The organism is Treponema sp. OMZ 857 (assembly GCF_024181085.1).
Taxonomy (GTDB): Bacteria; Spirochaetota; Spirochaetia; order Treponematales; family Treponemataceae; genus Treponema.
This window is the reverse complement of sequence record NZ_CP051147.1, coordinates 2,453,169-2,475,988: the sequence shown is the minus strand read 5'-3', so window position 1 is coordinate 2,475,988 and position 22,820 is coordinate 2,453,169. Positions and strand designations below refer to the sequence as shown.

Annotated in this window: 21 protein-coding genes; 13 read left to right on the top strand and 8 right to left on the bottom strand. The window is 44.2% G+C overall.

Annotated features, from left to right (window positions below):
* Window positions 1–60: 60 nt before the first annotated feature.
* On the bottom strand, window positions 61–285 hold the full coding sequence (locus E4N66_RS11095) for a YdbC family protein (protein WP_253728063.1): 225 nt from the start codon (window positions 283–285) through the stop codon (window positions 61–63).
* A gap of 646 nt (window positions 286–931) precedes the next feature.
* Here E4N66_RS11095 and E4N66_RS11090 point away from each other — a divergent pair.
* From E4N66_RS11090 to E4N66_RS11040, 11 genes are all read left to right on the top strand, one after another.
* Complete coding sequence (locus E4N66_RS11090) at window positions 932–1,396, top strand: DUF3990 domain-containing protein (RefSeq protein ID WP_253728062.1); 465 nt, start codon at window positions 932–934, stop codon at window positions 1,394–1,396.
* Window positions 1,386–1,835, top strand: coding sequence for a hypothetical protein (locus E4N66_RS11085; RefSeq protein WP_253728061.1), 450 nt, complete (start codon window positions 1,386–1,388; stop codon window positions 1,833–1,835). The genes E4N66_RS11090 and E4N66_RS11085 overlap by 11 nt, the downstream gene beginning before the upstream one ends.
* A gap of 546 nt (window positions 1,836–2,381) precedes the next feature.
* Window positions 2,382–2,537 (top strand): hypothetical protein, encoded by a 156-nt coding sequence (locus E4N66_RS11080; protein WP_253728060.1) that lies wholly within the window; start codon window positions 2,382–2,384, stop codon window positions 2,535–2,537.
* A 10-nt stretch (window positions 2,538–2,547) separates the two neighbouring features.
* Window positions 2,548–2,754 carry a hypothetical protein gene (locus E4N66_RS11075; protein WP_253728059.1) on the top strand — a complete coding sequence of 69 codons (207 nt, stop codon included), beginning with the start codon at window positions 2,548–2,550 and terminating at the stop codon, window positions 2,752–2,754.
* 192 nt (window positions 2,755–2,946) lie between these two features.
* Window positions 2,947–4,569, top strand: coding sequence for a hypothetical protein (locus tag E4N66_RS11070; protein ID WP_253728058.1), 1,623 nt, complete (start codon window positions 2,947–2,949; stop codon window positions 4,567–4,569).
* Window positions 4,570–4,579: 10 nt separating this feature from the next.
* Window positions 4,580–5,182: a hypothetical protein gene (locus E4N66_RS11065; protein ID WP_253728057.1), complete on the top strand. Its 603-nt coding sequence runs from the start codon at window positions 4,580–4,582 to the stop codon at window positions 5,180–5,182.
* Between the two features lie 12 nt (window positions 5,183–5,194).
* The gene (locus E4N66_RS11060) at window positions 5,195–5,611 is read left to right on the top strand and encodes a YkvA family protein (RefSeq protein ID WP_253728056.1); all 417 of its coding nucleotides are present in this window, start codon (window positions 5,195–5,197) and stop codon (window positions 5,609–5,611) included.
* A 578-nt stretch (window positions 5,612–6,189) separates the two neighbouring features.
* Window positions 6,190–8,175, top strand: coding sequence for an ATP-dependent helicase (locus E4N66_RS11055; protein WP_253728055.1), 1,986 nt, complete (start codon window positions 6,190–6,192; stop codon window positions 8,173–8,175).
* 47 nt (window positions 8,176–8,222) lie between these two features.
* A complete protein-coding gene (locus E4N66_RS11050; protein ID WP_253728054.1) occupies window positions 8,223–8,720 on the top strand; it encodes a hypothetical protein in 498 nt (165 codons plus the stop codon).
* Window positions 8,721–8,730: 10 nt separating this feature from the next.
* Window positions 8,731–9,558, top strand: a complete 828-nt coding sequence (locus E4N66_RS11045; protein WP_253728053.1) for a purine-nucleoside phosphorylase — start codon at window positions 8,731–8,733, stop codon at window positions 9,556–9,558.
* A 319-nt stretch (window positions 9,559–9,877) separates the two neighbouring features.
* Window positions 9,878–10,621, top strand: a complete 744-nt coding sequence (locus E4N66_RS11040; RefSeq protein WP_253728052.1) for an RluA family pseudouridine synthase — start codon at window positions 9,878–9,880, stop codon at window positions 10,619–10,621.
* Here E4N66_RS11040 and E4N66_RS11035 read toward each other — a convergent pair.
* Together E4N66_RS11035 and E4N66_RS11030 are read right to left on the bottom strand one after the other, a co-directional pair.
* Window positions 10,587–11,132, bottom strand: a complete 546-nt coding sequence (locus E4N66_RS11035) for a histidine phosphatase family protein (protein ID WP_253728051.1) — start codon at window positions 11,130–11,132, stop codon at window positions 10,587–10,589. The genes E4N66_RS11040 and E4N66_RS11035 overlap by 35 nt on opposite strands.
* Before the next feature lie 49 nt (window positions 11,133–11,181).
* On the bottom strand, window positions 11,182–12,330 hold the full coding sequence (locus tag E4N66_RS11030) for a hypothetical protein (protein WP_253728050.1): 1,149 nt from the start codon (window positions 12,328–12,330) through the stop codon (window positions 11,182–11,184).
* Window positions 12,331–12,479: 149 nt separating this feature from the next.
* Between E4N66_RS11030 and E4N66_RS11025 the strand changes: the two genes are divergently transcribed.
* On the top strand, window positions 12,480–12,917 hold the full coding sequence (locus tag E4N66_RS11025; RefSeq protein WP_044013949.1) for a Holliday junction resolvase-like protein: 438 nt from the start codon (window positions 12,480–12,482) through the stop codon (window positions 12,915–12,917).
* A 19-nt stretch (window positions 12,918–12,936) separates the two neighbouring features.
* Here the strand turns inward: E4N66_RS11025 and E4N66_RS11020 are convergent, their stop codons facing one another.
* The gene (locus E4N66_RS11020) at window positions 12,937–13,797 is read right to left on the bottom strand and encodes a sigma-70 family RNA polymerase sigma factor (RefSeq protein WP_253673734.1); all 861 of its coding nucleotides are present in this window, start codon (window positions 13,795–13,797) and stop codon (window positions 12,937–12,939) included.
* A gap of 432 nt (window positions 13,798–14,229) precedes the next feature.
* On the opposite strand from E4N66_RS11020, the gene E4N66_RS11015 reads away from it, so the two are divergent.
* Window positions 14,230–14,496, top strand: coding sequence for a co-chaperone GroES (locus E4N66_RS11015; RefSeq protein ID WP_016522397.1), 267 nt, complete (start codon window positions 14,230–14,232; stop codon window positions 14,494–14,496).
* A gap of 74 nt (window positions 14,497–14,570) precedes the next feature.
* Here E4N66_RS11015 and E4N66_RS11010 read toward each other — a convergent pair whose 3' ends face one another.
* From E4N66_RS11010 to E4N66_RS10995, 4 genes are all read right to left on the bottom strand, one after another.
* Window positions 14,571–15,341 carry an outer membrane lipoprotein-sorting protein gene (locus tag E4N66_RS11010; protein WP_253728049.1) on the bottom strand — a complete coding sequence of 257 codons (771 nt, stop codon included), beginning with the start codon at window positions 15,339–15,341 and terminating at the stop codon, window positions 14,571–14,573.
* A 39-nt stretch (window positions 15,342–15,380) separates the two neighbouring features.
* A complete protein-coding gene (locus E4N66_RS11005; RefSeq protein ID WP_253728048.1) occupies window positions 15,381–18,092 on the bottom strand; it encodes an efflux RND transporter permease subunit in 2,712 nt (903 codons plus the stop codon).
* Window positions 18,093–18,193: 101 nt separating this feature from the next.
* Complete coding sequence (locus E4N66_RS11000; protein ID WP_253728047.1) at window positions 18,194–21,433, bottom strand: SbcC/MukB-like Walker B domain-containing protein; 3,240 nt, start codon at window positions 21,431–21,433, stop codon at window positions 18,194–18,196.
* On the bottom strand, window positions 21,423–22,754 hold the full coding sequence (locus E4N66_RS10995; RefSeq protein ID WP_253728046.1) for an exonuclease SbcCD subunit D: 1,332 nt from the start codon (window positions 22,752–22,754) through the stop codon (window positions 21,423–21,425). Before E4N66_RS10995 ends, E4N66_RS11000 begins: the two co-directional genes overlap by 11 nt.
* Between the last annotated feature and the right edge of the window lie 66 nt (window positions 22,755–22,820).

Sequence of the window (22,820 nt, the reverse complement as noted above, 5' to 3'; positions counted from 1 at the left end):
GTTGAGTCGTGAGAACCTCTGAAAGCTCCGTCGCTTTTGAGGTTCTTTATAGGGAAGATGTTACAGCTGCATACCGTTCAATAGCGCTTTAAGCGCGGTCAGTTCTTCCGTAGTGAGTGTAACCCCTTTTCCCATTTTTTCGTGATCGGGAGACCAACTGCGGAGGTCGTATTTGGGGCTGCGCCCGTTCCATGCCACCGAGTTTAATTCCATCGTCCATCCGCTTTTTGAAGTAGAAAGAATTCCATGTTTTTGTGTAATTTCATAGCTGAATTCATCTGCCATACCTATCTCCATGTATATTGAGCAAACGCATTATAAAATTTTAAGCGTTTGCTTTCATTTCTACGCAAAATTTTGAACAAAATTTTGCGTATTTTTTCAGGGTAAGGGTAAATGCATCAGATAAATAGATAAAAATCGCAGAATGAGGAGGCCGGGCAACCATTTGAGCCGCAATGCGGCGAAATTCTGGTTGAACAGCCTCATCATTCTGCGGGGATATTCAAGAAATCTCTGATGCGTTTACCCTGCTATCCATGTATGTGTTATAGCATAATCTCATCGATAGGGCTAGCGAATTGAAATCGTTTTTGGAAAACTGAAATTATTTTACTTTTTTGTTATATCTGCTTGACATAAATGTAATCTTTTGCTAACATATAATCATACAAGAAGTTCCTTGTAAGGAGGTCGTTATAAGTCAAAGGCGTTCGTAAAAAGTATTGATAAGTGTGAATGATTTATACTCTATTTTTAAACCGCTCCATCTTGCATACTCCTGGAGCGGTTTTTTTATGCAATCAATAGTTTCGGTACAGGCGAGAGACCGCAACCGGTTCAATCAAACCGTTGTTCAGGTCACAGATAATGCAGTATGTTTTCAGAAAGACAAATCTCAATTATAATAGTTACCAAAGGAACCTATTAGATGATACTTTATCACGGAAGCCGGGAAATTGTAAAAAGCCCTGAAATTCGCATTCTTCGGTATAGTAAAGACTTTTACTTTGGTTTTTATTGTACGCTTATAAGCGAGCAGGCGAAAAGATGGGCAGTGAGATTCTCCGGAAAAGGAATAGTGAACGAATATGAATATGTTCAGAATTTCTCTCTCAAAATGTTGAACTTTCCGGAGATGACAGAGGCATGGCTTGATTTTATCATTGATTGCCGGAGTGGGAAATCTCATGATTATGACATAGTGGAAGGCCCTATGGCGAACGATACTATATTCAATTATATTCAGGATTTCATTGATGGTAAAATCTCCCGATCTGCATTTTGGGAACTTGCAAAGTTCAAAAAGCCTACCCATCAGATAAGTTTTCATACAGCGCGAGCATTGGAGACATTGACTTTCAAGACGGCTTACGAGGTATATGATGAAAAATAATAGTTCGTTATTTTATGTGTGCAGTCTTTTGGAATATATCGGCCGCCTCTGCAAAATTGAACGGTCAAAACTGGTAAATCAACTTGGAAAAAACAATATAAAAAGACTGTATAAAGATGCAGACACGCTTCATTGCGAACCGATTGAAAAAATTGCCGATGAAGTTATATCCATTTATAATATAACATCCGGAGACTTTGATAATGTTTTACGGTGCCGTTATGCAGTTCCGGATTATTGGACAATCGGTGCAGTATACGAACGCCTTATTGAAGATATTTGTGCAGAAAACGAATCTATTGATTTTATTGTTGACACATTGGTCTCTGTTTATTCGTCATGGATTGACGGAGCAATTTCAAATTATAATACGGATTTTTTTTATCAATCCCGTGAGTATATTTTTGAATCCTGGAAAGAGGGAACGCCGGTAGAATAAACAAGCTGATATTTTTAAAGTGTGATGATTCTGAATTTTTTTGCTTGACACCGCTTATTTCCCGTGTTACCCTATTAATTACCATGGTAAGGAATTCTGCTATCGTATCAGATATATTTTCTTCACAGCCGTACTTTAATAATTACTGGCTCAATATGTTTGCAGCAGGTGTATTATCCGTAAAACCAAAGACGGCTCTAATGGGTAGAGTTTCTTCCATAATACCCCCCCCCCCCCCCTACGTCGTAATGGCGCAAGTAATAAGCTAAGTCGAAATCTTTTATATTTTTATTCTATTCTCATTGATGATAAGCGCATAAGACAGCTGTTTTGTATTGTCTTGTGCGTTTTTTTACATAGGTACCGTTTTAAAGGTAAATTAAGATTTTTATTTCACAATTTAGCAAAACTGTTTGAAAACTTTGATTTTTATGCTCAACGTATACGAATTGGCAGTCGGATCTTATTCGTAAAAGCCGACTGTGCGGAACCTTTTCGATTATAGATTGAGTGAAAAATATGAATATTAATTAGGAGAGTTTAAGTATGGATACTTATGAAATTACAGTATGGGTTGATAAAAACGGAAAAACGCATACAGCCCCAAGTAGAGTTCAAGCTGGTAATATTTCTGAAGCTAAAGCGATATTTAAAGCAAAAAATGCTCAGTGTCAGTCTGTTACCGGTATACACAAAAAATAAGGAGGAATATATGACAAGAGATGAATTTGAAGAAAGCAGAAATAATTTCAATGAGCGTGCAGAAGAAACTCTAACTCGACAAGAGATGCGAAATGAGAAATATAACGCTAATTTGGAGGCAGGAAAGGTTAGTGGATTTGATAAGTTTATTCACGGGGTGAACTCTGTTCTTGCAGCATGTATCAAGTCCGGTACAAAAATATTGAATGATAGATGATTTATAAATTCGGAGTATTAAATTGAATATTGAAGTAAAACTTGATTTATAAATTGTGAAGTCATCGAATCAAGTTTTACTTCATTTTTTGACTTTATGTTAGGAAACAAGCCCCTAGGCAGATATTCTGATTAGTATATATGAATTTTTGCTAAAGGTTATAAAATAATAGTATAAAGGAGATGTTTAACTATGTCATATATAGAATCCTTAAAGGAAATTTATGAGTCAATCGCACCGGAAATGGAGTATTGTATATTTGCACCGGATTTAGATGAAGATAAATGGGAGTCAGGTCTAAATAAACTTGCACCGCAAGAGGAACCAATATCGGTTCTTTGTATAGGGAATGCCAAAGTAAAAGGTTTGCTTTCGATATTGTCTGCAAGTTTTTTTTTATTAACTAATGAGAAGTTATATATAGAGAAAATAAAAGAGGGTATAAGGTTTTCAGAAATTTTATCTATTTCATACCGCGAAGAAGATAAAGTATCCTTGTTTGGAAAGAATAAAGCTGAAGGTTTTATTATAATAAAAAAAGAAGGAGGTAACCAAGAAATTTTAAAAGGCAATTACGCTACAAAAAAAATTGCAATGTTTCTAAATAAAGTGGTTTCTGAATTTAAAAAGGCTCCTCCATCGATCCCTTATAAAAGCTGTCAAAACGTAAGTAAAATCGCTGATATAATAAAAGCAAATATTAAAGGTGATGAAAAATACTGGAAGATAGTACCGGATATAACCGATAACGAAAAAAACTCATTTATTATTCATTTTGCAAAAAATGAAATAAGGTCATGTGTTGCGGCAATTTATGAAGCTTCTTCCGATGAGAAACTTTATTTTACAAATGATTTTCTATATTATAAAAGATCAGATACCAATGTAGATAAAATTAAATATGAATTTCTTTCGAATGCTTCATACTTTGAAACAGAAAAAAAAGGCGATGATGGAAATAGGTTTTTTTCTCAAAATGTAATAGTATATGATAAAGATAAACAAGTTTTTTTTGAAAATTCAAATGTAGAAAAGAATTTTGCGGATATGTTTAACAATATCATTTCTGTAATAACCGGTAAAAATATAGAAACAGATGTACATAAAGAGAAGGATGTTTTCTTTAGTATTTTAGAAAAATGGAATGAGTTTTTTTCACGCATAAATACTTCTGAATTGATTGATATACAAGCTACAGAACGTGAAGTTATAGCTAAAGACGATTCTGATAAAATGCCTGTATATTTATGTAAAACAGCTGATAATTACGAATTTGAGTATGCAGAAAAACTGACCAGAGTTGACGTCTCTGTTGAGCGACTTGTTAGACATCATATTGATGATTATGATATTGGTGACATCGTTACTACAGAATTGGGAAGCGGAAGTGTAAAATTCAATTGTTTTTATTTTAAATTTAATAAAAAAGATACAATATTTTCTATGCATTTTTATGTTCCTAACCTTCGTAGGTATAGGCTAAGTCTTGGATGCAGTTTACTGGAGGATCCGCTAATTCACGATTTTTTTTACATCAAAGACACGTATACCATAGAAAGTCTCGAGGCCTTTTCAAAGAAAGCAAAAATGGAAAACACTGGACTCAAAGAATTATGGAGTAAAATAGAAGTATTTCAATCTTGTTTTGACAATATTAAATACAAAAAAGAAAAAAAAATAGAAATAGAAATAGAAATTAAAGAACAAGAGCAAAAAGCGGCCGAAGAAAAAATACGACAGGAAGCGGAAGAAAAACGCATTGCAGAAAAGAAAAAACAAATGGATGTAATTTTAAGTAAACTGAATGAAATATAGGAGTGAATGTATGATCCTCGAAGATTACAAAAACATAGCAAAGCAGGAACAACACCACCAAGATGAAATAATGAGATTAGAGAAAGAAGCTCAAGATTGGCAGGCAAAGTCCTGTGAATCCGCAAAAGAAATAATTACTCTTAATAAAGAGAGAAATAAAAGAAAAGAGATATCTGTAAGAGCTTTTATAAAGCAAAAAAGTAAACAAGAAGAATTAGAATATACAGAACGAGGCAATGATATAATTCTTTCGATAACAGGTACTCCAACAGAGAACTTGTGTTTTAGATTTAATTTTAGTGATAAACGAAATGAATTCACTATAGTTCAAGACGGTAGAATAACAAAAATGCTCGCTTTTACGTATCATTATGCTGATTACCCGAAATTTTCTGATGAGGTATATTCTGATACCGGTAGCATGCAGGATAAAGTAATAAGAGATAAGAAAGCAACAATAGAAATTTCGAAAAAACAAATTGAACGGGACAAAGCAGAAAAAGAATTTATTTGTAGTCATGATTTGTTTATCAAAATTCAAAGCATAAATCATGATTGTAATAAGCTCTATAGTGATGAGGAATTTTGGGAAGAAATATTTAAGACACAATAAAAGGAGATTCGTATGCCTAAGGAAGAAAAAAGAGTAAGTGAAGAAGAGTTGGTAGACACGTATCAAAAGCACTTTGATAAGAACCTGGCGTTAAAATTACTGAAAAAACTACGTAAATCAACCCGCGATAAACCGAAAGTAATCGCAGGGACAGCCGGTGCTATTGTGAGTTCACTTGGTAAATTACTTTCGACACTGGATAATCCTGCAATGCCGATACATTTAAAAGCACTTGTATTCGGTGCAATCGGTTATATTCTTTTACCGCTCGATTTAATCCCTGATATAATGCCGGTAGTCGGTTACGGTGACGATCTTGCAAGTGTGGCAGGCGTAGTTACAGCTGTGGCAGCGTATAGTGATTTTTCGCTTGATGAGTTAGACAAAGAAATAGATGCGGAGAAAGCATTAAAAGTAATAGGAGAATAAATATATGGTATGCCGTTTTTGTGGACAAGAATGTACTGCAAACTCAAGTTTAAAACTTTGGACAAAGTACGGACCTGCATGTAAGAGCAGTCCATCGCAAAAGCATGTGCTTGTTTCTGACGGAGTACACTGCGTTTATTGCGGACATGAATGTAAGCCGGTTAGTACCGGAATACAGACTAAATTCGGTAAACAATGTACTCACTCGCCAACCGGTAAACACTCTTTGCAATAAAGGTTAGTAGAAGGCTACTAGGGACAGGGAAGCAACGATAATAATGTTTTGCGCTGACGCAAAACTTGCAAGTTCACGAGCACCATGGACGGTGCTCGTGAATGAGGGGGGGGGGTAGCGGAGGATCGCCTGCTTGAACACAGAAACAGCAGAAGCCGGTTTTTGACCGTGAGGGAAAAACACCGGCTCAAGATACAGGCTGCCGAAATGTTTCGGTAGGTTCAAGCAGGAAGCCGGAGCGTAGGGGGAGACTTCCCCCTCCAAATAACCACCTAAACAAGAACCAAAAGGTCAACTTCTTCCATATCTTTTCCCCACGTTTTATGCTATACTCCCCAGTCTTATGAATACGGAAAACTTAAATCCTGAGCAGGCGAAGGCGGTCAATACGATTAACGGACCGGTGCTGATTATTGCGGGGGCGGGGTCGGGGAAGACGCGCGTGATTACGTTTCGGATTGCGCACATGCTGGAAAGCGGGATTCCTCAGTCGCAGATTTTGGCGTTGACCTTTACGAACAAGGCGGCGCGGGAGATGGAGCAGCGGATTAAGGAGCTGACGGGCAAGAAGTTACAGAATTTAACGATTAGTACTTTTCACGCGCTGGGGGTGAAAATCCTGCGGGAATATATTGACCGGCTGGGATGGCGGCAGAATTTTAGCATTTACGATGAGGTAGACCGCAATCAGCTGATTAAGGAGTCGGCAAAGGAACTGAAAATTGCGACGGAGACGCTCGATGTGTACGGAGTGGGGACGCTGTTTTCTCAGATAAAGACGGGGCAGAAAAACTTTACGGCGCAGACGGCGGTGTATCGTCCGCTGTACAACGAATATCAAGCGGGACTCAAGCTGTTTAATGCGGTGGATTTTGACGATTTGATTATGCTGCCGATTAAGCTTTTTACCGAACATCCCGATGTGCTTGCGGTGTACAAGAACCGCTACCGGTATGTGATGGTGGATGAGTTTCAGGACACGAGTATTCAGCAGTATCAGATGATGCATTTGATTGCGGATGATAATGTCTGCGTGGTCGGTGATGATGATCAGTCTATTTATTCGTGGCGGGGAGCGAATTATGAAAATATCCGCCTGTTTGAAAAGGATTTTCCGCATCTGGTGGAGATTAAGCTTGAGCAAAATTACCGTTCCACCGGTACGATTTTGGCGGCTGCGAACGGAGTGATTTCGCACAATACCAACCGGAAAGAAAAAGCGCTGTGGTCGGGGAATGGTTCCGGCAAGCCGATTGAAATTTTTATCCCGGAGAATGAGGTGGCAGAGGCTGATTTTATTGCGGACACCATCCTTACGGAGAAAATGCGCGAGAATCGGAGCTATGCGGACTTCGGCGTTTTGATCCGCACCAACGGCTTAGGGCGCGCGATTGAAGAATCCTTCCTCGATGCCAATATTCCGTACCGGATGTCCGGCGGCACGAGCTTTTTTCAGCGCAAAGAAATTAAAGACATTATCAGTTATCTGCGGGTGATTGCGAATCCCGACGACGACATCAATCTCCTGCGTATTATCAACACACCGCGGCGCGGCATCGGAAAAAAAACACTGGAAGTGCTCTCCGCAATCGCAACGGAAAAGGAGTGCTCTATCCGCATGGCGATTCATGCGCTGCTTGAGCGTCCGCCGGATGACTTCCGCGAAAAGAGCCTTGCCGATTTGGAGGAGTTTGTCGAGCTGATAAGTTCCGAACGGAAGCAGCTGCTTTCGGGAAAGGGCTTGGCAAATAAGGTGCGGAAACTCGTAGAGCGCATTCAGTATTTTGACTATCTGACGCAGGAGTTTCAGAAGAACGAAAAAGCGGCGCGCTTTAAGTTTTTGAATATCGAAAGCCTCTTGCAGTCTATCGACACGTGGGAGACAAACCCCGACAACTTTGACCCTTCGCTGTATACCTACCTCAATCGCATCACGCTGTTGAGCCGCGATGACCAAAATGAGGAAGATACCGGCGAGGTGAATATCATGACCATCCACGCAGCGAAGGGGCTTGAGTTTCCGGTGGTGTTTATCGCAGGCGCCGAGGAAGGCATTATCCCCCATGCCCGTAGTATGGAAGAAAATGCGGGAGATGTGGAAGAAGAGCGCCGCCTGTTCTATGTCGCAATTACCCGTGCCCGCGACAAGCTCATTATTACAAGCTGCCGGACTCGGCGCAGGCAGGCAGGCTTGTTGGAGTGCAGCCCCTCGCCTTTCTTGGAAGAAATTCCTGCGGAGCTGGTGCAGTACCATGAGCCGGAAACGGAACCGGAGGAAGAAGACATCGCCAAGATGTTTGCCCAGATGAAGAAGAAGTTCTCCATGTAAGATGTTTATACTTGTAAAAACCTGTGAACTGATATATAGTAAAGCCCATGTTAGTGGATGATAGAATTATCGCTGAAATAATCGTAAGAATTGGGCGGCATTACAATGAAAATATCGCAACACGTTTCTTACGTCCTTTGTTTGCACAAATTCTTTCTAATATTGATTTATCGCGGCACATCGTTGATTTGACCGAGCATTCCGAGGATTTTGTCTTACAGGGGTTCCATCTTGATGACCTTTATTATGACATTATCGCGCTTGCTCGTTTTATTTATTTAGTCCGGCGCGATGTTCTTCCCAATATTAATTCAATTGCCGAAGCAAACACCAAAATGGCGACTGCAGATAAAGTGTACCGTAATATGGCATTCAGTAATCTGGCGCCGAACCTTAACCTATTGGCTTCGATGGTGCTTGAACTTTATCGTGCAACGCTCCAATACGATACAAAAATGGCAGGAAAAGGCAAAACCGTTGCAAGCCGTATTGCAGACTTAGCCGACATGGAACGCCTGTTGACAAATGTTGATGCAGATGCTTAAAGGAAATTATATGACTGCTGAAGAAAAATTGATACAATGTTTTAAAAATACCAAAGATCACATTCCGTACACCCCTAAAATCGCATTAGTGCTTGGTTCCGGACTGGGTGATCTGGCGAACGAATTGGAGGTTGACGCGACTATTCCGTATGCTTCCATTCGTAATTTTCCGCTTTCTACAGCACCGGGACACCGCGGCGCATTTGTATTTGCGAAAATAGAAGGGATTCCTGCCGTTATTATGCAGGGGAGAATCCACTATTACGAAGGATATCCGATGACCGATGTGGTGCTTCCTATTAGGATGATGAAAATGATGGGGGCGGAAATCCTCTTTTTAACCAATGCGGCAGGCGGGGCGAACAAAAACTTCAGCGCAGGTAATTTTATGCTGATTACCGATCACATCACCTGTCTTGTGCCTTCGCCGCTCATTGGGAAAAACTTTGAAACTCTCGGTGTGCGTTTCCCCGATATGACGCAAGTGTATGATAAAGATCTTTGGATGCATATCAAAGCAGCGGCAGAGTCCTTGCATATTCCGCTTCAAGAGGGAGTGTATTGTCAATTCACCGGCCCCGCTTATGAAACACCGCAAGAGGTACGTCTGGCAGGGATACTCGGCGCCGATGCTGTCGGTATGAGTACTGCTGTAGAAGCGGTCGCTGCCCGCCATGCTGGTATGCGTGTTTGCGGCATCTCGTTCATTTCGAATCTTGCGGCAGGTATGAGCAGCTCATTATTGAGCGAACAAGAAGTGCTGGATGCAGGGAAGAAAGCGGCTCCGCTGTTTAAACAACTGGTGTTAAACAGCATCGGCCGTATGGGAAAAGCATAAAACGGAATTTATTCTTTCGGAAAACGATGCCGGCAGGCGGCTTGATCGTGTAATCAGAAAATTTCTGGCGGATACTCCGCTTTCGGCGCTGTATGCAGCAATCCGTAAGGGCTTAATCCGTATCAATGGTAAGCGGATAGCGCTTAATTACCGGACGGCAGTAGGCGATACCTTATCCATTTCTGAAATACTCCTCTCTGCTGAAAAACAGCCGATACGGAAGCACTCTGCGTCCGGTGAACAAAACCAAAGCCATACCTCCGGTAAACGGCACCATACCTCCGGCAGGCAAGCTCGCATTCCTACCGATATCCCGATTTTGTTACAAACAACCGATTTGCTTATCATCAATAAGCCTGTGGGAATTCCCGTACATGGGGAGCACAGCATCGACGCGCTGCTTTTCGGTGCTGCGCACCTTTGCGGCAATACCCTACAGTGCGACACTACGGTACAGTTATCCCCCGATATACCGCCTCCTGCTCGCTTCGCTCGTAATCCTCTGCAAAGCCTTTCTTTTAAACCTGGACCGCTGCACCGGCTGGATAAAGATACTACCGGTGTGCTCTGTTTTTCGCAGACACTTGCCGGGGCACAATGGTTTTCTCAATGTTTGCGGGAAAAAACAGTAGGTAAATACTATTTAGGCCTTGTGCGCGGCGCCATGCCGTCACAGTTTATTACCGCCGAAGACGAAAGCGGTAAAACCATCACACAATGTTATTTGCTGAGTTATAATAGAGGGATTGATGCATCGCTGATACTGTTTAAACTTATCACCGGTAAAAAACATCAGATACGGAAGCATACTGCAAGCACAGGCCATCCGTTAGCCGGGGATCGTAAATATCAGGGTGGAAATCCGCTGCCTGCCTGCAAGCACTACTTGCTCCATGCATGGCGGTTGTATTTTCCCGCCTCAAGACCGGCTGATATGCCCCCTTTTATTGAAGCGCCGTTTTTTCCCGAGATGGGAACCTGTCTGAAGCAATATTTTTCCGGTTGGGAAAAAACAGCCTCCGATCTTCTTATAAATCAAACTCAAGCAGCTGGCAATTCTTAATTTCCAACCGCAGTAGCTCTTCTGCCGAAAAAGGTTTAAAATACGTATAGATAGCCGCTGTCATCACACCGTGGCAGACAAAGAGGATATTGCCGTCTCCCGTATGCTTATGCTTTACGTCTTCTATAATACTGTATGCACGGTGTGCTACTTTTGCAAAGGATTCACCTGCAGGAAATGTTAAAAAAGGATTTTTATGAATATATAAAAATTCCGGATTGTTCCACGGTTTCCCTTCAAAATCACCAAAATCTATCTCGTGCAGGCGGGCATCCGGAATAGCGGTAAGCTGTAATGCCTGTTCAATATATGCAGCCGTATCTCTCGCCCGTTTGAGCGGAGATACGTAAATCGTTGTGATATTATTTTTCGCTTTATCTTCTTTTAACCGATTGGCTAATGCTTGCGCTTGCATCCGCCCTTTTTCAGTCAGTATAGATTCCGAAATACCGCAAGCCAGTTCTTTTACATTTAAATCCGTTTCACCGTGACGCACAACAAAAAGCTTCATGGCAAAAAGTATAAGCAAATAAAGTTTGCACTGCAAGAGGCCGCATTGCTTAAAGACTATAATTGAATGTTTCGGCGATTACTGTTTCCCCTAAATCGGTGCGGGCGAGTGAAATTGCTTGAGCCTTTGTTTTAGCTTTCGCAGTATGGGTAAAGGTAAATCGGTTTATCTTCCGTGCTTGTTTAAAATCCCAAATCGAGATTTCAGCACGTATAGTACAGATGAAGGTATTATCTTCCGCTGTTTTTACCGTAATATATGTTTTCCCAAAAATAAAACGGTCAACAGCTGCACCGATTTTCGCTTGTGCGGCACGGATAACGGAATTCTCATCCGTATGAGCAAGTTCTCGATATTCATCAAGACCTATTCTCGTAAAGCCGCGTTTCATCAGCCCCATAAGCAGCCGTGTTGAAGTTATATTACTGGAGAAAATCGGAGTATTATTTTCATCATAATCAAGAATAGCGATAATGGAAGATATCCGTTTTTCCGTTGTTGCAACTTTATAGGGGAAAGAAACGGAGAGATTGTCGGTTGCATCATCAGTTAAAGCGGCATCCTTTTTTACCGGATAAAGACAAAAGAAAAGGGTACCGGCGCATGCTCGATTGGGGGTTGGAGGGGTAAAGTATAAAAAACCATCTGAATCCGTCCGTACAAGCTCTCTTTTTAAGCTACTGCCGGTACCGGTGGACGGATAGAGAACGGTAATAGGATAATTGTCGAGCGGGAACTGTTTTTCGGGTGCGGTAATGACGACACGAGCGGTAAAAGGCTGTGTGAACGGGGAACCGGCATTCACCGGTGCAGGTTTGTTGACTGCCTCTATGGAAATAGCTTCTAATAACGGTTCTATCCGCTTGCGGGCATCGATGAGAACCGCATTATCTTCTTGTCCGTTGCACGATTCATAAATAGCATTGAACAATGCCAGTACCTTATGTATATCGTAGTTTTCAACAGCCCGTGTAAGTTCCGGAAGCAGCCGTGCAAGCGTTTGTTCCTCCGATGATATTTCGGTAATCTTATTACTTGATCCTGCTGCCTGAGGGGAGTGTTCCGAGTATTCTTGTTCTGTAACATCGCTCAGTTTTGAGACCGGTGATGCAGTAACACCTTGTGCTGTGCCGGATGCACAAGAAATAGATAACAATAAAAAAAAGCAGCAACAAAGTGCAGATCCTATACGATACATACGCTAACGCCTCAACTTCGTAGAAAAAATCAACTCTTATATCGGATGTATTATAGAATACTTTAGGAATACTATAGATAACCGATATTCACAGTAATACGGTATACGGCATGTTACGTCGATAAGAAATTTTTTGGAGGAGGAAAGGTATGCTCGATACGTTAGAAGTCAGGTTCTTGCTTATTATTTTAGCAGTTACAGTGATTTTATTCATTATTGTGGCTTTCTTCCTTGGAACGAAGATCGGTAAGCTCATTGCGAGTAGGCACCTCGCTGCGGAAATAAAAATGGCACGTGAAGATGCCGTTAAACGGTCGCGAGCCGTACTGAACGGACAGCTCTCCGAACAATTCGCAGCGTTTTTTCCCGGTTTCCCTGCCGATCCGACAGAAATTCGGTTTGTAGGAAAACCGGTAGACTTTGTTGCTTTTCCGGGGCTTTCTACAGGAACAGTTGATGAAGTGCTGTTTGTCGAAGTAAAAACCGGAAACGCTGCACTTTCGAAAGTTGAACGTTCGCTGCGCGATGCCGTCGAAAAGAAGAATGTCCGCTACACCGAATACCGTATACCCAGTGTAGCAGAATAACCTTCAAACTTTTGCGGTCTTATGCGACGAAGCTTTCAAGTTCGTGCTGATGACCTATCGACTGCAACCGTTCAAGCGCTTTCTTTTCGATTTGGCGGATGCGCTCTTTGGTTAAATTGAACCGCATCCCCACTTCCTTTAACGAAAGCTGCTCATATCCATTTAAACCGAAGCGGTAACGGAGAATTTCTGCTTCCCGGTCAGTCAAGGAAGCAAGCAGCGTATCGATATTTTCGCGTAAGTCAATATCGAGCGCATAGCTTTCAGGCTGCATATAGCGGGTATCTTCGACAAAATCACCGGTACTGGCAGCGCTATTATCATTAAATATCGGCGCATCCAGAGAAACGGGGTCGCGGGCAGCATTCATAATTGTCCGCACCATTTCAGGTTCAATACGGAGTTCTTGCGCGATAGTTGTAAGTTCTTTATCTTCCGGTTCGCTGCCGCTCTTACCCATAAGTTTACGAGCTTTTTCAATCTGTACCAGTTCGTTCGCTCTGTTCAACGGAAGCCGAATCATGCGGGATTTTTCGCAGATGGCTTTTAAAATTGCTTGGCGAATCCACCATACCGCATAAGAAATAAACTTGTATCCCTTCTCGGGGTCAAAGCGGTCGGCAGCATTCATCAATCCGATATTGCCTTCGCTGATTAAATCCATAATCGGGATATTCTTATTCTGATATTTTTTTGCGACATTTACTACAAAGCGCAAGTTCGATTCAATCAGTATCTTTTTTGCCTTTTCATCACCGGCGGCAGCGGCTTTTGCATATTTTACTTCGTCTTCTACGGACAGCAGCGGTATCTTGTTTATTTCTCTTAAATAGGTTGCAAAGACATTATTATCTGCACGTGTATTCTGTATTCTTTCCATAGGTCATCTCCTTGCACAAATGGTGTGTACGATATTCCGGTGCAATGCAGCAAGAACTCGCCGGTCAATGAGGCGGTCTGATGATCGTCTTGGTTGAACCGTATATACTAATTATTACAGCAAACACCATGCCAACTTTTTAAATAGAAAATTCGACATGATTTTGACAGAATGAAGAAGAAAGATGAGACAAAAACGCTGTATTACCGGTGTTTTTAGCGTAGAATCATAAAAAGAGGAAAAAAACTTGCCTTTTTATATCTTTATTTGTATATTTAACATAACCTTGTATGGTTGAAATGACACACTCAGTATAAATAAAATTAAAACTGGGTTAAATTGACACAGCTATATCCGGTTAAAATGCCCTTGATGTCATCGGGGCATATTTTTTTTACTACCGAAAAGTACACTATGATAGGAGGTTCTTACATGAAAGTACGGCCATTAGCAGACCGTGTTTTAGTAAAGGTCGATAAGGTAGAAACTAAAACCGCAAGCGGAATTATTATTCCCGATACCGCACAGGAAAAAACACAGACGGCAGTTGTCGTTGCCATCGGCGATGATAAAGAGAAGATTAAGGTGTCGGTCGGTCAAAAAGTGATGCACGATAAATATGCAGGAACGCAAATTAAGATCGACGGCGAAGAGTACTTAATTTTAAAGGCAGGCGATATCGTCGCGGTAATTGAATAACAGTTACGCTGATACTCATCTGATGAACCGGTATAGCCAATAGGCATACCGGTTATTTTTTTATATGGTAAAACTTAACGGCCTTGTTCCAAATAGCGCGGAGTAAAAATCTTATCAGGAATATTCATATTATATTGCATCTTGATAATATTGATAGTCGTTGCCGTATTCGTTGAAAGGGTTGTCATTTTGGTAATCCGAGGAGTGTCCACACCTTGGGTTGCCTCGTAATTGCTCATTTCCATGATTTTTACCAATACATTTTTCCGGTCATAAAAGGCAATCTTTACCAAATGCTTGGAATTTTTTTCTACCCACACATTGGTTTTGGAATACTCGGATTTCGCATCCTTAGGAACGCCCTCGATGACATAGCACAAAGCTCCGCCGTATTCTTCTTCGCGCAATATCTTGTATGTGTCCAAACTGCTGTCCCGCTGCAAATACGACATATCATTATACGAAAAATCAGTACCAAGAAAGCTTTCGGTGCCTTCCGATTCACCGGTAATACGGCGGACTTTGCCGAGTGACGGCAGATAAATCCGCTGATCGGTAACACCGTCTTTTGCAATCATCAAAAAACGCGTTCCTTTTACATTTGCAGGCGCTTTAATTTCCAAAAAGGTGCGGTGATCGTTTTCTTTTTGCACGGAATATTGATCGACCAACAGTTCCGCCATCGTCGTTCCATTTCGTTGGATTTCCATCTTTGCCCGCGTCCCGATTGTTTCAATTGTTATTTTTGACGGAGCGCCCTTCATAATGGATTCGGCGGTTTCTTCGGCAAAAAGCACTGCGATGCTGCAGAGCAATAAAAAACAAAGCATTAGTAATTTTTTCATTGTTACCTCCATAAAAATCTTTTAGAAAAATATCAAAGCCTACGGCTCTGTACTATCTCCCGGTAAGGCTTTAGTAATAAACCGCGGCTTTACAATCGAAAGGATGGTTGGTAATGCCGTTAAGCTGGCGAAAGAGCTGGTGCCCATCACCAACGCAATCAACAAGCCGAGTTCGGATAGCATATTAAACTTTGAAAGTATTAAAACGGCAAAGCCTGCACCGACTGATACCGCATTAAACAGAATTGCCTTACCGGAACCGTAGAACGTGTGGATAAGGAAATTCCGGTCGTCGCGCCGTTTGGTATACTCATGGTGATAAGCCGCCAAATAGTGGATGGTATAATCGATACCGATACCGATTGCAAAACTTGCCACCATTGCCGTACCGATATTGAGCTTTATACCGACGATTCCCATAAAACCGAAATTCAGTGCAACGGAAATCATCAGCGGGATAATGCCGATAATACCTGCAATAATGGAGCGGTAATAGACCGCTAAAATTAAAAATACAATGCCGAATGACACCGCCACGGAAATCAGCTGGGACTGTACTACAAGGGTATTCAACGACTGCTCTATAAACATTGAACCGTTCGGTTCTACCGATATGTCTTTGGGAAAATTATCCTTGACATATGCCATAATCGCTTGCAATGCCCGTTCGCTGTCTTGTTGACCGAGCGTCCTTAGCTGAATATTTACTTTAAGCGTAGTCGGAGTATATGTGTCGTCGATAAAGTCCTGCACATTCCCCGCCATCAGAAGAAGATAATTTTGAATAAGTGCAGTAAGTTCTTCCTGCGTCTCTTTGCCGTATTTTTGCGGCTCCGTAGGAATTTCGTAGTAGGCAGCGCCTTTATAATTGACATCTTTCTTTAACGCATCAATCACCTCGGTCGCAGAAACATATCTGCCGCGGCGGGCTGTTTGAGCAGCTGCAAGTTTTTCGATGAGTTCGGAAAAAGTATACACCGGTTCTTTTTGTGTTTTCACAGCGGTGTTCCCTGTTTTACCGGATGCTGCTGCCGATGGTTCCGAATTACTCCATGAGTCAGTATCATCAAAGCCCCATGAGCTGTCCGTATCTCCGAAGTCCCCGAAATCACCAAACGAATCTTCTTCTCCTTTTCCCGTGGAGTTTGTACCGGTAGGCGCAAGTCCCGTTGCCGGAGCATCCGCGTTATACACTTGATTGAACCGTTTAATAACATCCGCCAGCGAGGTAATTTTTCCTACTTCGGGGATATTTTCTTCCGCATACTCGGCAAGTGAATCGATTGCCTGCAATACGTCCGGTCGAATAACATCACCCTGTTTCGTACCCGTGATAATTAAGTTCAGTAACTTTGAACCGCCGAAGTTTTCGCGGATAAAGGTATCGGATCGGACAACCTGCACATCCGGTTCAAAATATTCCATTAATACGTTATCGATAACGAGTTTTGAAATTCCCAAACCGGCAAAAATGATACAGCCAACGCTGACCAAAAGTACACTGCGCTTGTGTGCATGAATAATCATCAGCGTATCTGCAATAATCCGATCGATAATGCCGCTATGGCTCGATTTTGCCCCAAAGCGCCCGCCGATAGTCGGATTCCGCGGTCCGCGCAAAATAAGAATTGCAGGGATAAGTGTTACCGCAACAATAAAGGCTGAAAGGACGCCGAAGCTCGAAAAGATACCGAACTCAAAAATCGGGACAACGCTCGTAAAACAGAATGATACAAAACCGGCAAAGGTTGTAAGCGCCGCCAAAAAAACCGGCGGAATAACCCGCGCCATAGCTTCGACAATCTGTGCCGAATGAGTTTCGGTAGAGATTTCCTTACTCTGCGTTACTTCATCAAAATAGTGATTGATAACATGAATACCGTATGCACTGCCGACGGCAATCAGTATGACGGGAAGCACCGTCGAAAGAATGGTCAACGGAATGTGCAGCAACGCCATTGCACCGATTGCCCAAATGCATGAAATAATTACGGTGAGCAGCGGTAAAAATACACCGGTAAATCTTCTAAACGAAAAGAATAAAACCCCAGCTACTACGATGACGACGATAGGCACAAGGAACATTAAATCATGACCGGTTGCTTCGTTGACAATTTCACTGAATACCGGTGCGCCGGTTACGTAGGTAACGGAGTCGGGGAAGTCCCATTCCTCCGCGATGCGCATCACCTCACGGCATACGGCAACCGTTTCCGGCGAACCGCTTTCTTCCTGTTTGACGTTAAGGAAGATAATAGTTTGTGTCGCTTTTAAATCGTCGGAAACCAAGCTTCGGTTATAGGTTTCCATCGAACGGAGTCTTTCGGTAATTGTGTTCAATTCTTCCTGTGAACCGGTTAAATGTTCCGGCACAAGCTTTTCGTTTAGAATTGAATCACCGACCGCTTCGATATGGGTTGTTCTCGTCAATGATACAACGTTTTTCACTAACGGCAATGCAAGCAATTGCTTATCCAGCTCCTGCATTTTTTCTAAAAATTCCCGATTAACGACTGTCGAATACTGCCGTTGGATTCCTATCAAGAGCGGCACCGAGTCGCCGAATATCTTTGCCATTTCGGCGTCGGCTATCCGTGATGGATCGCTTTCCGGTATAAAGCGGAAATTATTATTATCAAATCGGACACGCGGAAGCTGTAGTGCAAAGAAGAGCGTGATGCCGAGAATAGTACCCAAAATAATACGCGGATGTTTGTATAGCCTTTTAACCAGTGCGTTTTTCAAATTCATAAGCACCTACTTTGACAAGCGGGATACTCTAAAGCTAGGGTATTTAAAGAATCCCGAAAATTAATTAAGAGTCCCTATACTATACTCCCATCCGAGTAAAGTCAAGGTTGCGCCTTGCCTTGCCGGATGGAGGAACCTGTTCCGGTTTTTATTACTTCAATTTTTTGTGGGATGCGGCTTTGCAGTTCGCCGACATGAGAGATGATGCCGACCATCCGGTTCCCACGTATTTCATCTAAGATGCTGACGGCGTTTTCCAGGGCTTTTTCGTCGAGCGACCCGAAGCCTTCGTCGATGAACATCGAATCTATTCTGATGCCGCCTGCCCGCGCTTGAATGGAATCGGCAAGGCCGAGCGCAAGACTGATGGAGGCCATAAAGGTTTCCCCGCCGGAGAGGGTCGCGGAAGGGCGGCATTTACCGGTGTAGGCGTCGGCGATTTCCAAGTCGAGGCCTCGGTATGCATTGCCTGCGCCGTGCTCTTCGCTGACGGCAAGTCGGTACCGTCCTTCGCTCATCCGCTCAAGCCGCTTATTTGCAAACACGGTTACTTCATGCAAAAAGGCGGAAAGGATCCACGTGTCGAACTGGAGCTTCCGCGGATTGCTGCCGCAGAGGTCTTTTGCAAGGGCTACCCAGTTTTGCGCCTCCGCTGTTTTAACTGCGAGGGCTTTTGTCAGTTCCGTGTGCTGGGCGTACAGCTCCTCCAGCTTTGCTTTTTCCGCATTGAGGACTTCGAGCCGCGCCTGTATTTCGTCATACCGTTGGCGCAGGGCTTCGACGGCTGTTTCCAGCTCATCGAGGTCGCGCGGTTCCGTCGCGGTAACGTCTTTTTCCAATCCGGCTGCCGCCTGCTTATACGCCGCGTACTGCTCATAAAAGGTGTCGATTTCGGTTTTCCACTGCGCAACTTCCGGTTCGCTGCACACGGCTTGCTGCAGATCCTCCAAATCGGCAAAACCTTCCTTTATATACGCGGCTTGGAGCAATGACGTTTTTTCGCTGCGCTGCTGCGCGCGTTCCTGTCCGTGCGTTTCCGCCGCGAAAAGTTCGCCGCGGATTCGTTCAAGGTTTTGCGTTGCTTCTGAAACATCGGTATGATAGGCGTTGATAGTCAGTTTGAGTTCCTGCAGCAGCGCTTCGCATTGCTCCAACGCAGTTTCCGCATCGGAAATATCATATTGCTCCGGTGCAGTCTTGCCGGAAGAGGCATCGGGGATATCAGCATTGGAGACTTCAATATCGTAGGCTTTACTTCTGCCGTCGGTTCTCTGTTTGTCCAAAATTTTCGTATCCGCGCTCAGCTGAATGCTGCGCAGATTTTCGGGCAGCTGAGAAAACGCTTGGTCAAACTGGCGGCGTTTTTCTTGCAGCGCGGCGGAAACCCCGCTTAAGCGTTGTTCCGCGCTATGGTGCTGCTGCGTACATTCCTGCCGCTCCCGCTGCAAACGGCGGACTTCTTCTTCCAGCGTTTTTTGTTCGGCAAAGGCTTTGCGGGATGCGTTGTACGCCTGCACTGCCTCGTTTATCTGCTGAGCGGTTTCCTTAATGCGGCATTCCGCCGCATCCTTTCTTTCCGGAAAGGGAACCGCGCTGCATTCTTTATACCGCAGCTGTAAATCCGCCGCAGCGGCCGCCCGTTCGTCTATTTGCTTTTGATAGTTTGTATACGAAGCCTCCGCACCGGCGAGCGCCGTCTGCGCTTTTTCTTTTTCATGTTGCAGTTTTGCTGTGCTCCGTTTTGCCGCTTCTATCCGCTCGTCAAAGCTGAACGCACTTTCTGACATACCTTGTGCCGGTGCGGGGTGATGTACCGAACCGCAGACGGGGCAGGGGCTTCCTTCTTCGAGGTGTTCTGCGAGTGCTGCCGCTGCACGCTGCCGTTCCGCTGCTTTTTTTTCTTCTTCTATTCTATTGATTTGTTCCGTTTGAATATCACAGTCGTGGGCGATCTCTGCAAGCTGTGTCCGCGCATTATCCGCAGCCTGCGCATAGCTGTGCAAAAAGGTGGTGAGCTGCTCTTGTTTGCATAACATATCGTGCAGCTGTTTTTCTATGTCGAGCCGTATTTGCAGGCTGCGGTAGGCGTGTTCCCGCTCGTCAAGCACATCGACGGCGGGAGCAATGGCTGCGGTTTTTTCCGTAACGGCGGCGAGCTGTGCTTCGATGTGTTGTAGTTGCGCTTGGGCAGCAGCAGCGGTGCGTTTCAGCTTGCCTTCTTCGGCTTGCTCCGCTCCGATTTCCTGTTCCAACACGGCGGCTTTCCGCAGCGAGTCGATGACGGCATAGAGGCTGTCCCGCTGCTGTTCTTTTGCGGTGATCTCGCTGTGCCGCTCCTGCAAAGTGTTCATACGGGCGGTCAGTTCTTCCATGCGTTCCCGTTTTTCCCGTATCTGCCGCTCGTCCGCCGCACATGCCGCTTCCAACTCAAGGAGCTGATTTACGTGGACTGCGAGCGGAGCCGCCCGCTGCGCTTTTTCGATTTTCGCTTTTAAATTGCGGATATCCTCTTCGCGGATGCGGTATGCTTCCAGCTCTTCGGTAACCCGCTCCAGCTCTTTCCGCTTTTCTGCAAGTATTTTTTCCTGCTCAAGCTCGGTGTTTTTTTTCTGTAGGGCAGTAAGGACGCTGCCGTGTTCATCCCTGATACGGTCAATTTCGTTTAGCAGCTCTGCGCGGTCGCTCTCGTAGCGGTGGTACACAAAGCGGGTATGCAAGGTTTTAAGGTTTGCTTCTATTGTATGCGCTTCCTGTTGCAGCGTGTCTGCGCGGAGCTTCGCTTCCTGCATTAAATCCGAGTAGCGTTTGATAGGAAACAAGTGCATCAGCGTCTCTTTTTTATCGCTCGACTGTGCCCGCAAAAACTGCGCAAATTCTCCCTGCGGCAAAAGGACGATGCGGCTGAACTCTTTGTCGGAAAGTTTAATCAGATTTTGGATTGAAGCATCGGTTTCCCGCTTGTTCGTCGATGAGCGGTTTTCCCAGCTGCCGTTTTCGTAGCATTCGAGGGAGACTTCTTCCGGAGTTTCCAGCTTTCGGCCTTCTTTGGTATACGGCAGCTGCCGTTTTATTCGGTACAGCTGCGCTCCGATAAAAAAGGTGAGTATGACGTCGGAGACTGCATAGTCGTCCGCAAAGTGGCTCCGCAAATTCCGCATAACGCCCGATCTTCCGCCGAGCGGTTTTCCGTAGAAGGCGTAGGAAATGGCGTCGAAGAGCGTGGTCTTTCCGGCGCCGGTTTGTCCGTAAATTAAAAAGAGGGAGCCGAGGCTGTCAAAGTTGACGGTATGCTCGCCGGTAAAAGGGCCGATGTTGTGCAATATCAGTTCTTTAGGTCTCATCAATAGCCTCTTTGCAAAGCTGTTCAAAAAGCTCCTGCTTCATTTGGTTCGCCTCGCCGTTAATGACGATTTCAAACCGGCTAAAATTTTCGGCTAACGTGAGCGGGTCTTCCGCTGTCCGTTCGCGGAGTGTCAGCTGTTCTTCCCCGTCCTGCTGTTCCCGATTCATAAAGCTCTTTTGCCGGATACTCAGCAAAAACGGAAATTTCTGCCGCAGCAGCTGCATCGGGTGTGCAATGACCTCTGCATCGTTCAGGGTGATTTCCAGATAGCAGCCGCTCCATTCGTCGTAACGGTTTCCGGTAAAAAACTCTTCAAAATTGCCTTCCAGCCGTTTAAGCGGACGTTCGGAAATAATGGGTATCCGCTCAATGTTGAGCGGAGCCTTTGCATTGTTCATATCGGACTGCTGATTGGCCGCATCAAACAGTTTCGTGCAGGAGTTTATTATCTCCTTGTCGAAAAGCTCCGCATGAGCTTGAGTTGTTTCACTATCGAAGAGTTCCGCGTTAGCTTTCTTCTTGTTGTTCTTTCCGGCGGTAGTTTGTTTTTGTGTACAGTCGATATCTATCGAAAGGACGCACTTGGCATCCTCCGATTCATCAAAGGAGTAGGGGAGGGGCGAACCCGAATAATACATTCTGTCGGTTATCCGTTGACAGCGGTGCAAGTGTCCGAGCGCAACATAATCGAAAAAAGAAAAAAGGTCGGGATTGACATATTCAGCGGTACCGATAAAGGTGCGCTCGCTGGAGGAGCTCTGCCCGCCGACGGTAAAGAGGTGCGCCGCTAACAGCGCGGGTATGCCCGGCCGTACCGCTTGTTTCAGTATGTGCGATGCAACCGCCGCCATTTCTGCCTGAGAATCACCCGCGGCGCGGCACGCTTCTTTTTTTTCTTCCGAAAAAGTGCCGAAGTTTAAAAAGGGGAGCAGGTATACCGCAAGTTTTTCCGCGCCCTTGGTAAGAATCACCGGATCAGCAAGCCTGCTTGTATCCTGCGCAATGTAGATGCGCTGATTTTGCAGTATCTCGCGGGCAAAGGCGAGCCGCTGCGCAGAATCGTGGTTACCGGGAATGATAAACACCGCTGTATCGGGACAATCCTCCCGTATCCGTGCAAGGAATCGGCTGAAAAGCGAAACCGCCTCCGCCGAAGGAATAGCGCGGTCATACACATCGCCTGCGATAATCAGCGCTGCATAGTCGTCTCGTGTAAGGATATCATGAATATCGTTCAACATTTTTTCCTGCACGCCGAGCAGCGGCGTTTCATGCAGCGTCTTTCCCAAATGCAGGTCAGCGGTATGGAGCAGTTTCATCCTTGCTACTGTATGACTAATATCCGGTTCTGTAAAGGGGCGGAAAAATTCCCAAGTATAAAAAGT

What these genes read in the sequence shown, in the direction of transcription:
- E4N66_RS11095 (WP_253728063.1), bottom strand. Translation starts at nt 285, where the DNA reads ATGGCAGATGAATTCAGCTATGAAATTACACAAAAACATGGAATTCTT.
- E4N66_RS11090 (WP_253728062.1), top strand. Translation starts at nt 932, where the DNA reads ATGATACTTTATCACGGAAGCCGGGAAATTGTAAAAAGCCCTGAAATT.
- E4N66_RS11085 (WP_253728061.1), top strand. Translation starts at nt 1,386, where the DNA reads ATGAAAAATAATAGTTCGTTATTTTATGTGTGCAGTCTTTTGGAATAT.
- E4N66_RS11080 (WP_253728060.1), top strand. Translation starts at nt 2,382, where the DNA reads ATGGATACTTATGAAATTACAGTATGGGTTGATAAAAACGGAAAAACG.
- E4N66_RS11075 (WP_253728059.1), top strand. Translation starts at nt 2,548, where the DNA reads ATGACAAGAGATGAATTTGAAGAAAGCAGAAATAATTTCAATGAGCGT.
- E4N66_RS11070 (WP_253728058.1), top strand. Translation starts at nt 2,947, where the DNA reads ATGTCATATATAGAATCCTTAAAGGAAATTTATGAGTCAATCGCACCG.
- E4N66_RS11065 (WP_253728057.1), top strand. Translation starts at nt 4,580, where the DNA reads ATGATCCTCGAAGATTACAAAAACATAGCAAAGCAGGAACAACACCAC.
- E4N66_RS11060 (WP_253728056.1), top strand. Translation starts at nt 5,195, where the DNA reads ATGCCTAAGGAAGAAAAAAGAGTAAGTGAAGAAGAGTTGGTAGACACG.
- E4N66_RS11055 (WP_253728055.1), top strand. Translation starts at nt 6,190, where the DNA reads ATGAATACGGAAAACTTAAATCCTGAGCAGGCGAAGGCGGTCAATACG.
- E4N66_RS11050 (WP_253728054.1), top strand. Translation starts at nt 8,223, where the DNA reads ATGTTAGTGGATGATAGAATTATCGCTGAAATAATCGTAAGAATTGGG.
- E4N66_RS11045 (WP_253728053.1), top strand. Translation starts at nt 8,731, where the DNA reads ATGACTGCTGAAGAAAAATTGATACAATGTTTTAAAAATACCAAAGAT.
- E4N66_RS11035 (WP_253728051.1), bottom strand. Translation starts at nt 11,132, where the DNA reads ATGAAGCTTTTTGTTGTGCGTCACGGTGAAACGGATTTAAATGTAAAA.
- E4N66_RS11030 (WP_253728050.1), bottom strand. Translation starts at nt 12,330, where the DNA reads ATGTATCGTATAGGATCTGCACTTTGTTGCTGCTTTTTTTTATTGTTA.
- E4N66_RS11025 (WP_044013949.1), top strand. Translation starts at nt 12,480, where the DNA reads ATGCTCGATACGTTAGAAGTCAGGTTCTTGCTTATTATTTTAGCAGTT.
- E4N66_RS11020 (WP_253673734.1), bottom strand. Translation starts at nt 13,797, where the DNA reads ATGGAAAGAATACAGAATACACGTGCAGATAATAATGTCTTTGCAACC.
- E4N66_RS11015 (WP_016522397.1), top strand. Translation starts at nt 14,230, where the DNA reads ATGAAAGTACGGCCATTAGCAGACCGTGTTTTAGTAAAGGTCGATAAG.
- E4N66_RS11010 (WP_253728049.1), bottom strand. Translation starts at nt 15,341, where the DNA reads ATGAAAAAATTACTAATGCTTTGTTTTTTATTGCTCTGCAGCATCGCA.
- E4N66_RS11005 (WP_253728048.1), bottom strand. Translation starts at nt 18,092, where the DNA reads ATGAATTTGAAAAACGCACTGGTTAAAAGGCTATACAAACATCCGCGT.
- E4N66_RS11000 (WP_253728047.1), bottom strand. Translation starts at nt 21,433, where the DNA reads ATGAGACCTAAAGAACTGATATTGCACAACATCGGCCCTTTTACCGGC.
- E4N66_RS10995 (WP_253728046.1), bottom strand. Translation starts at nt 22,754, where the DNA reads ATGAAACTGCTCCATACCGCTGACCTGCATTTGGGAAAGACGCTGCAT.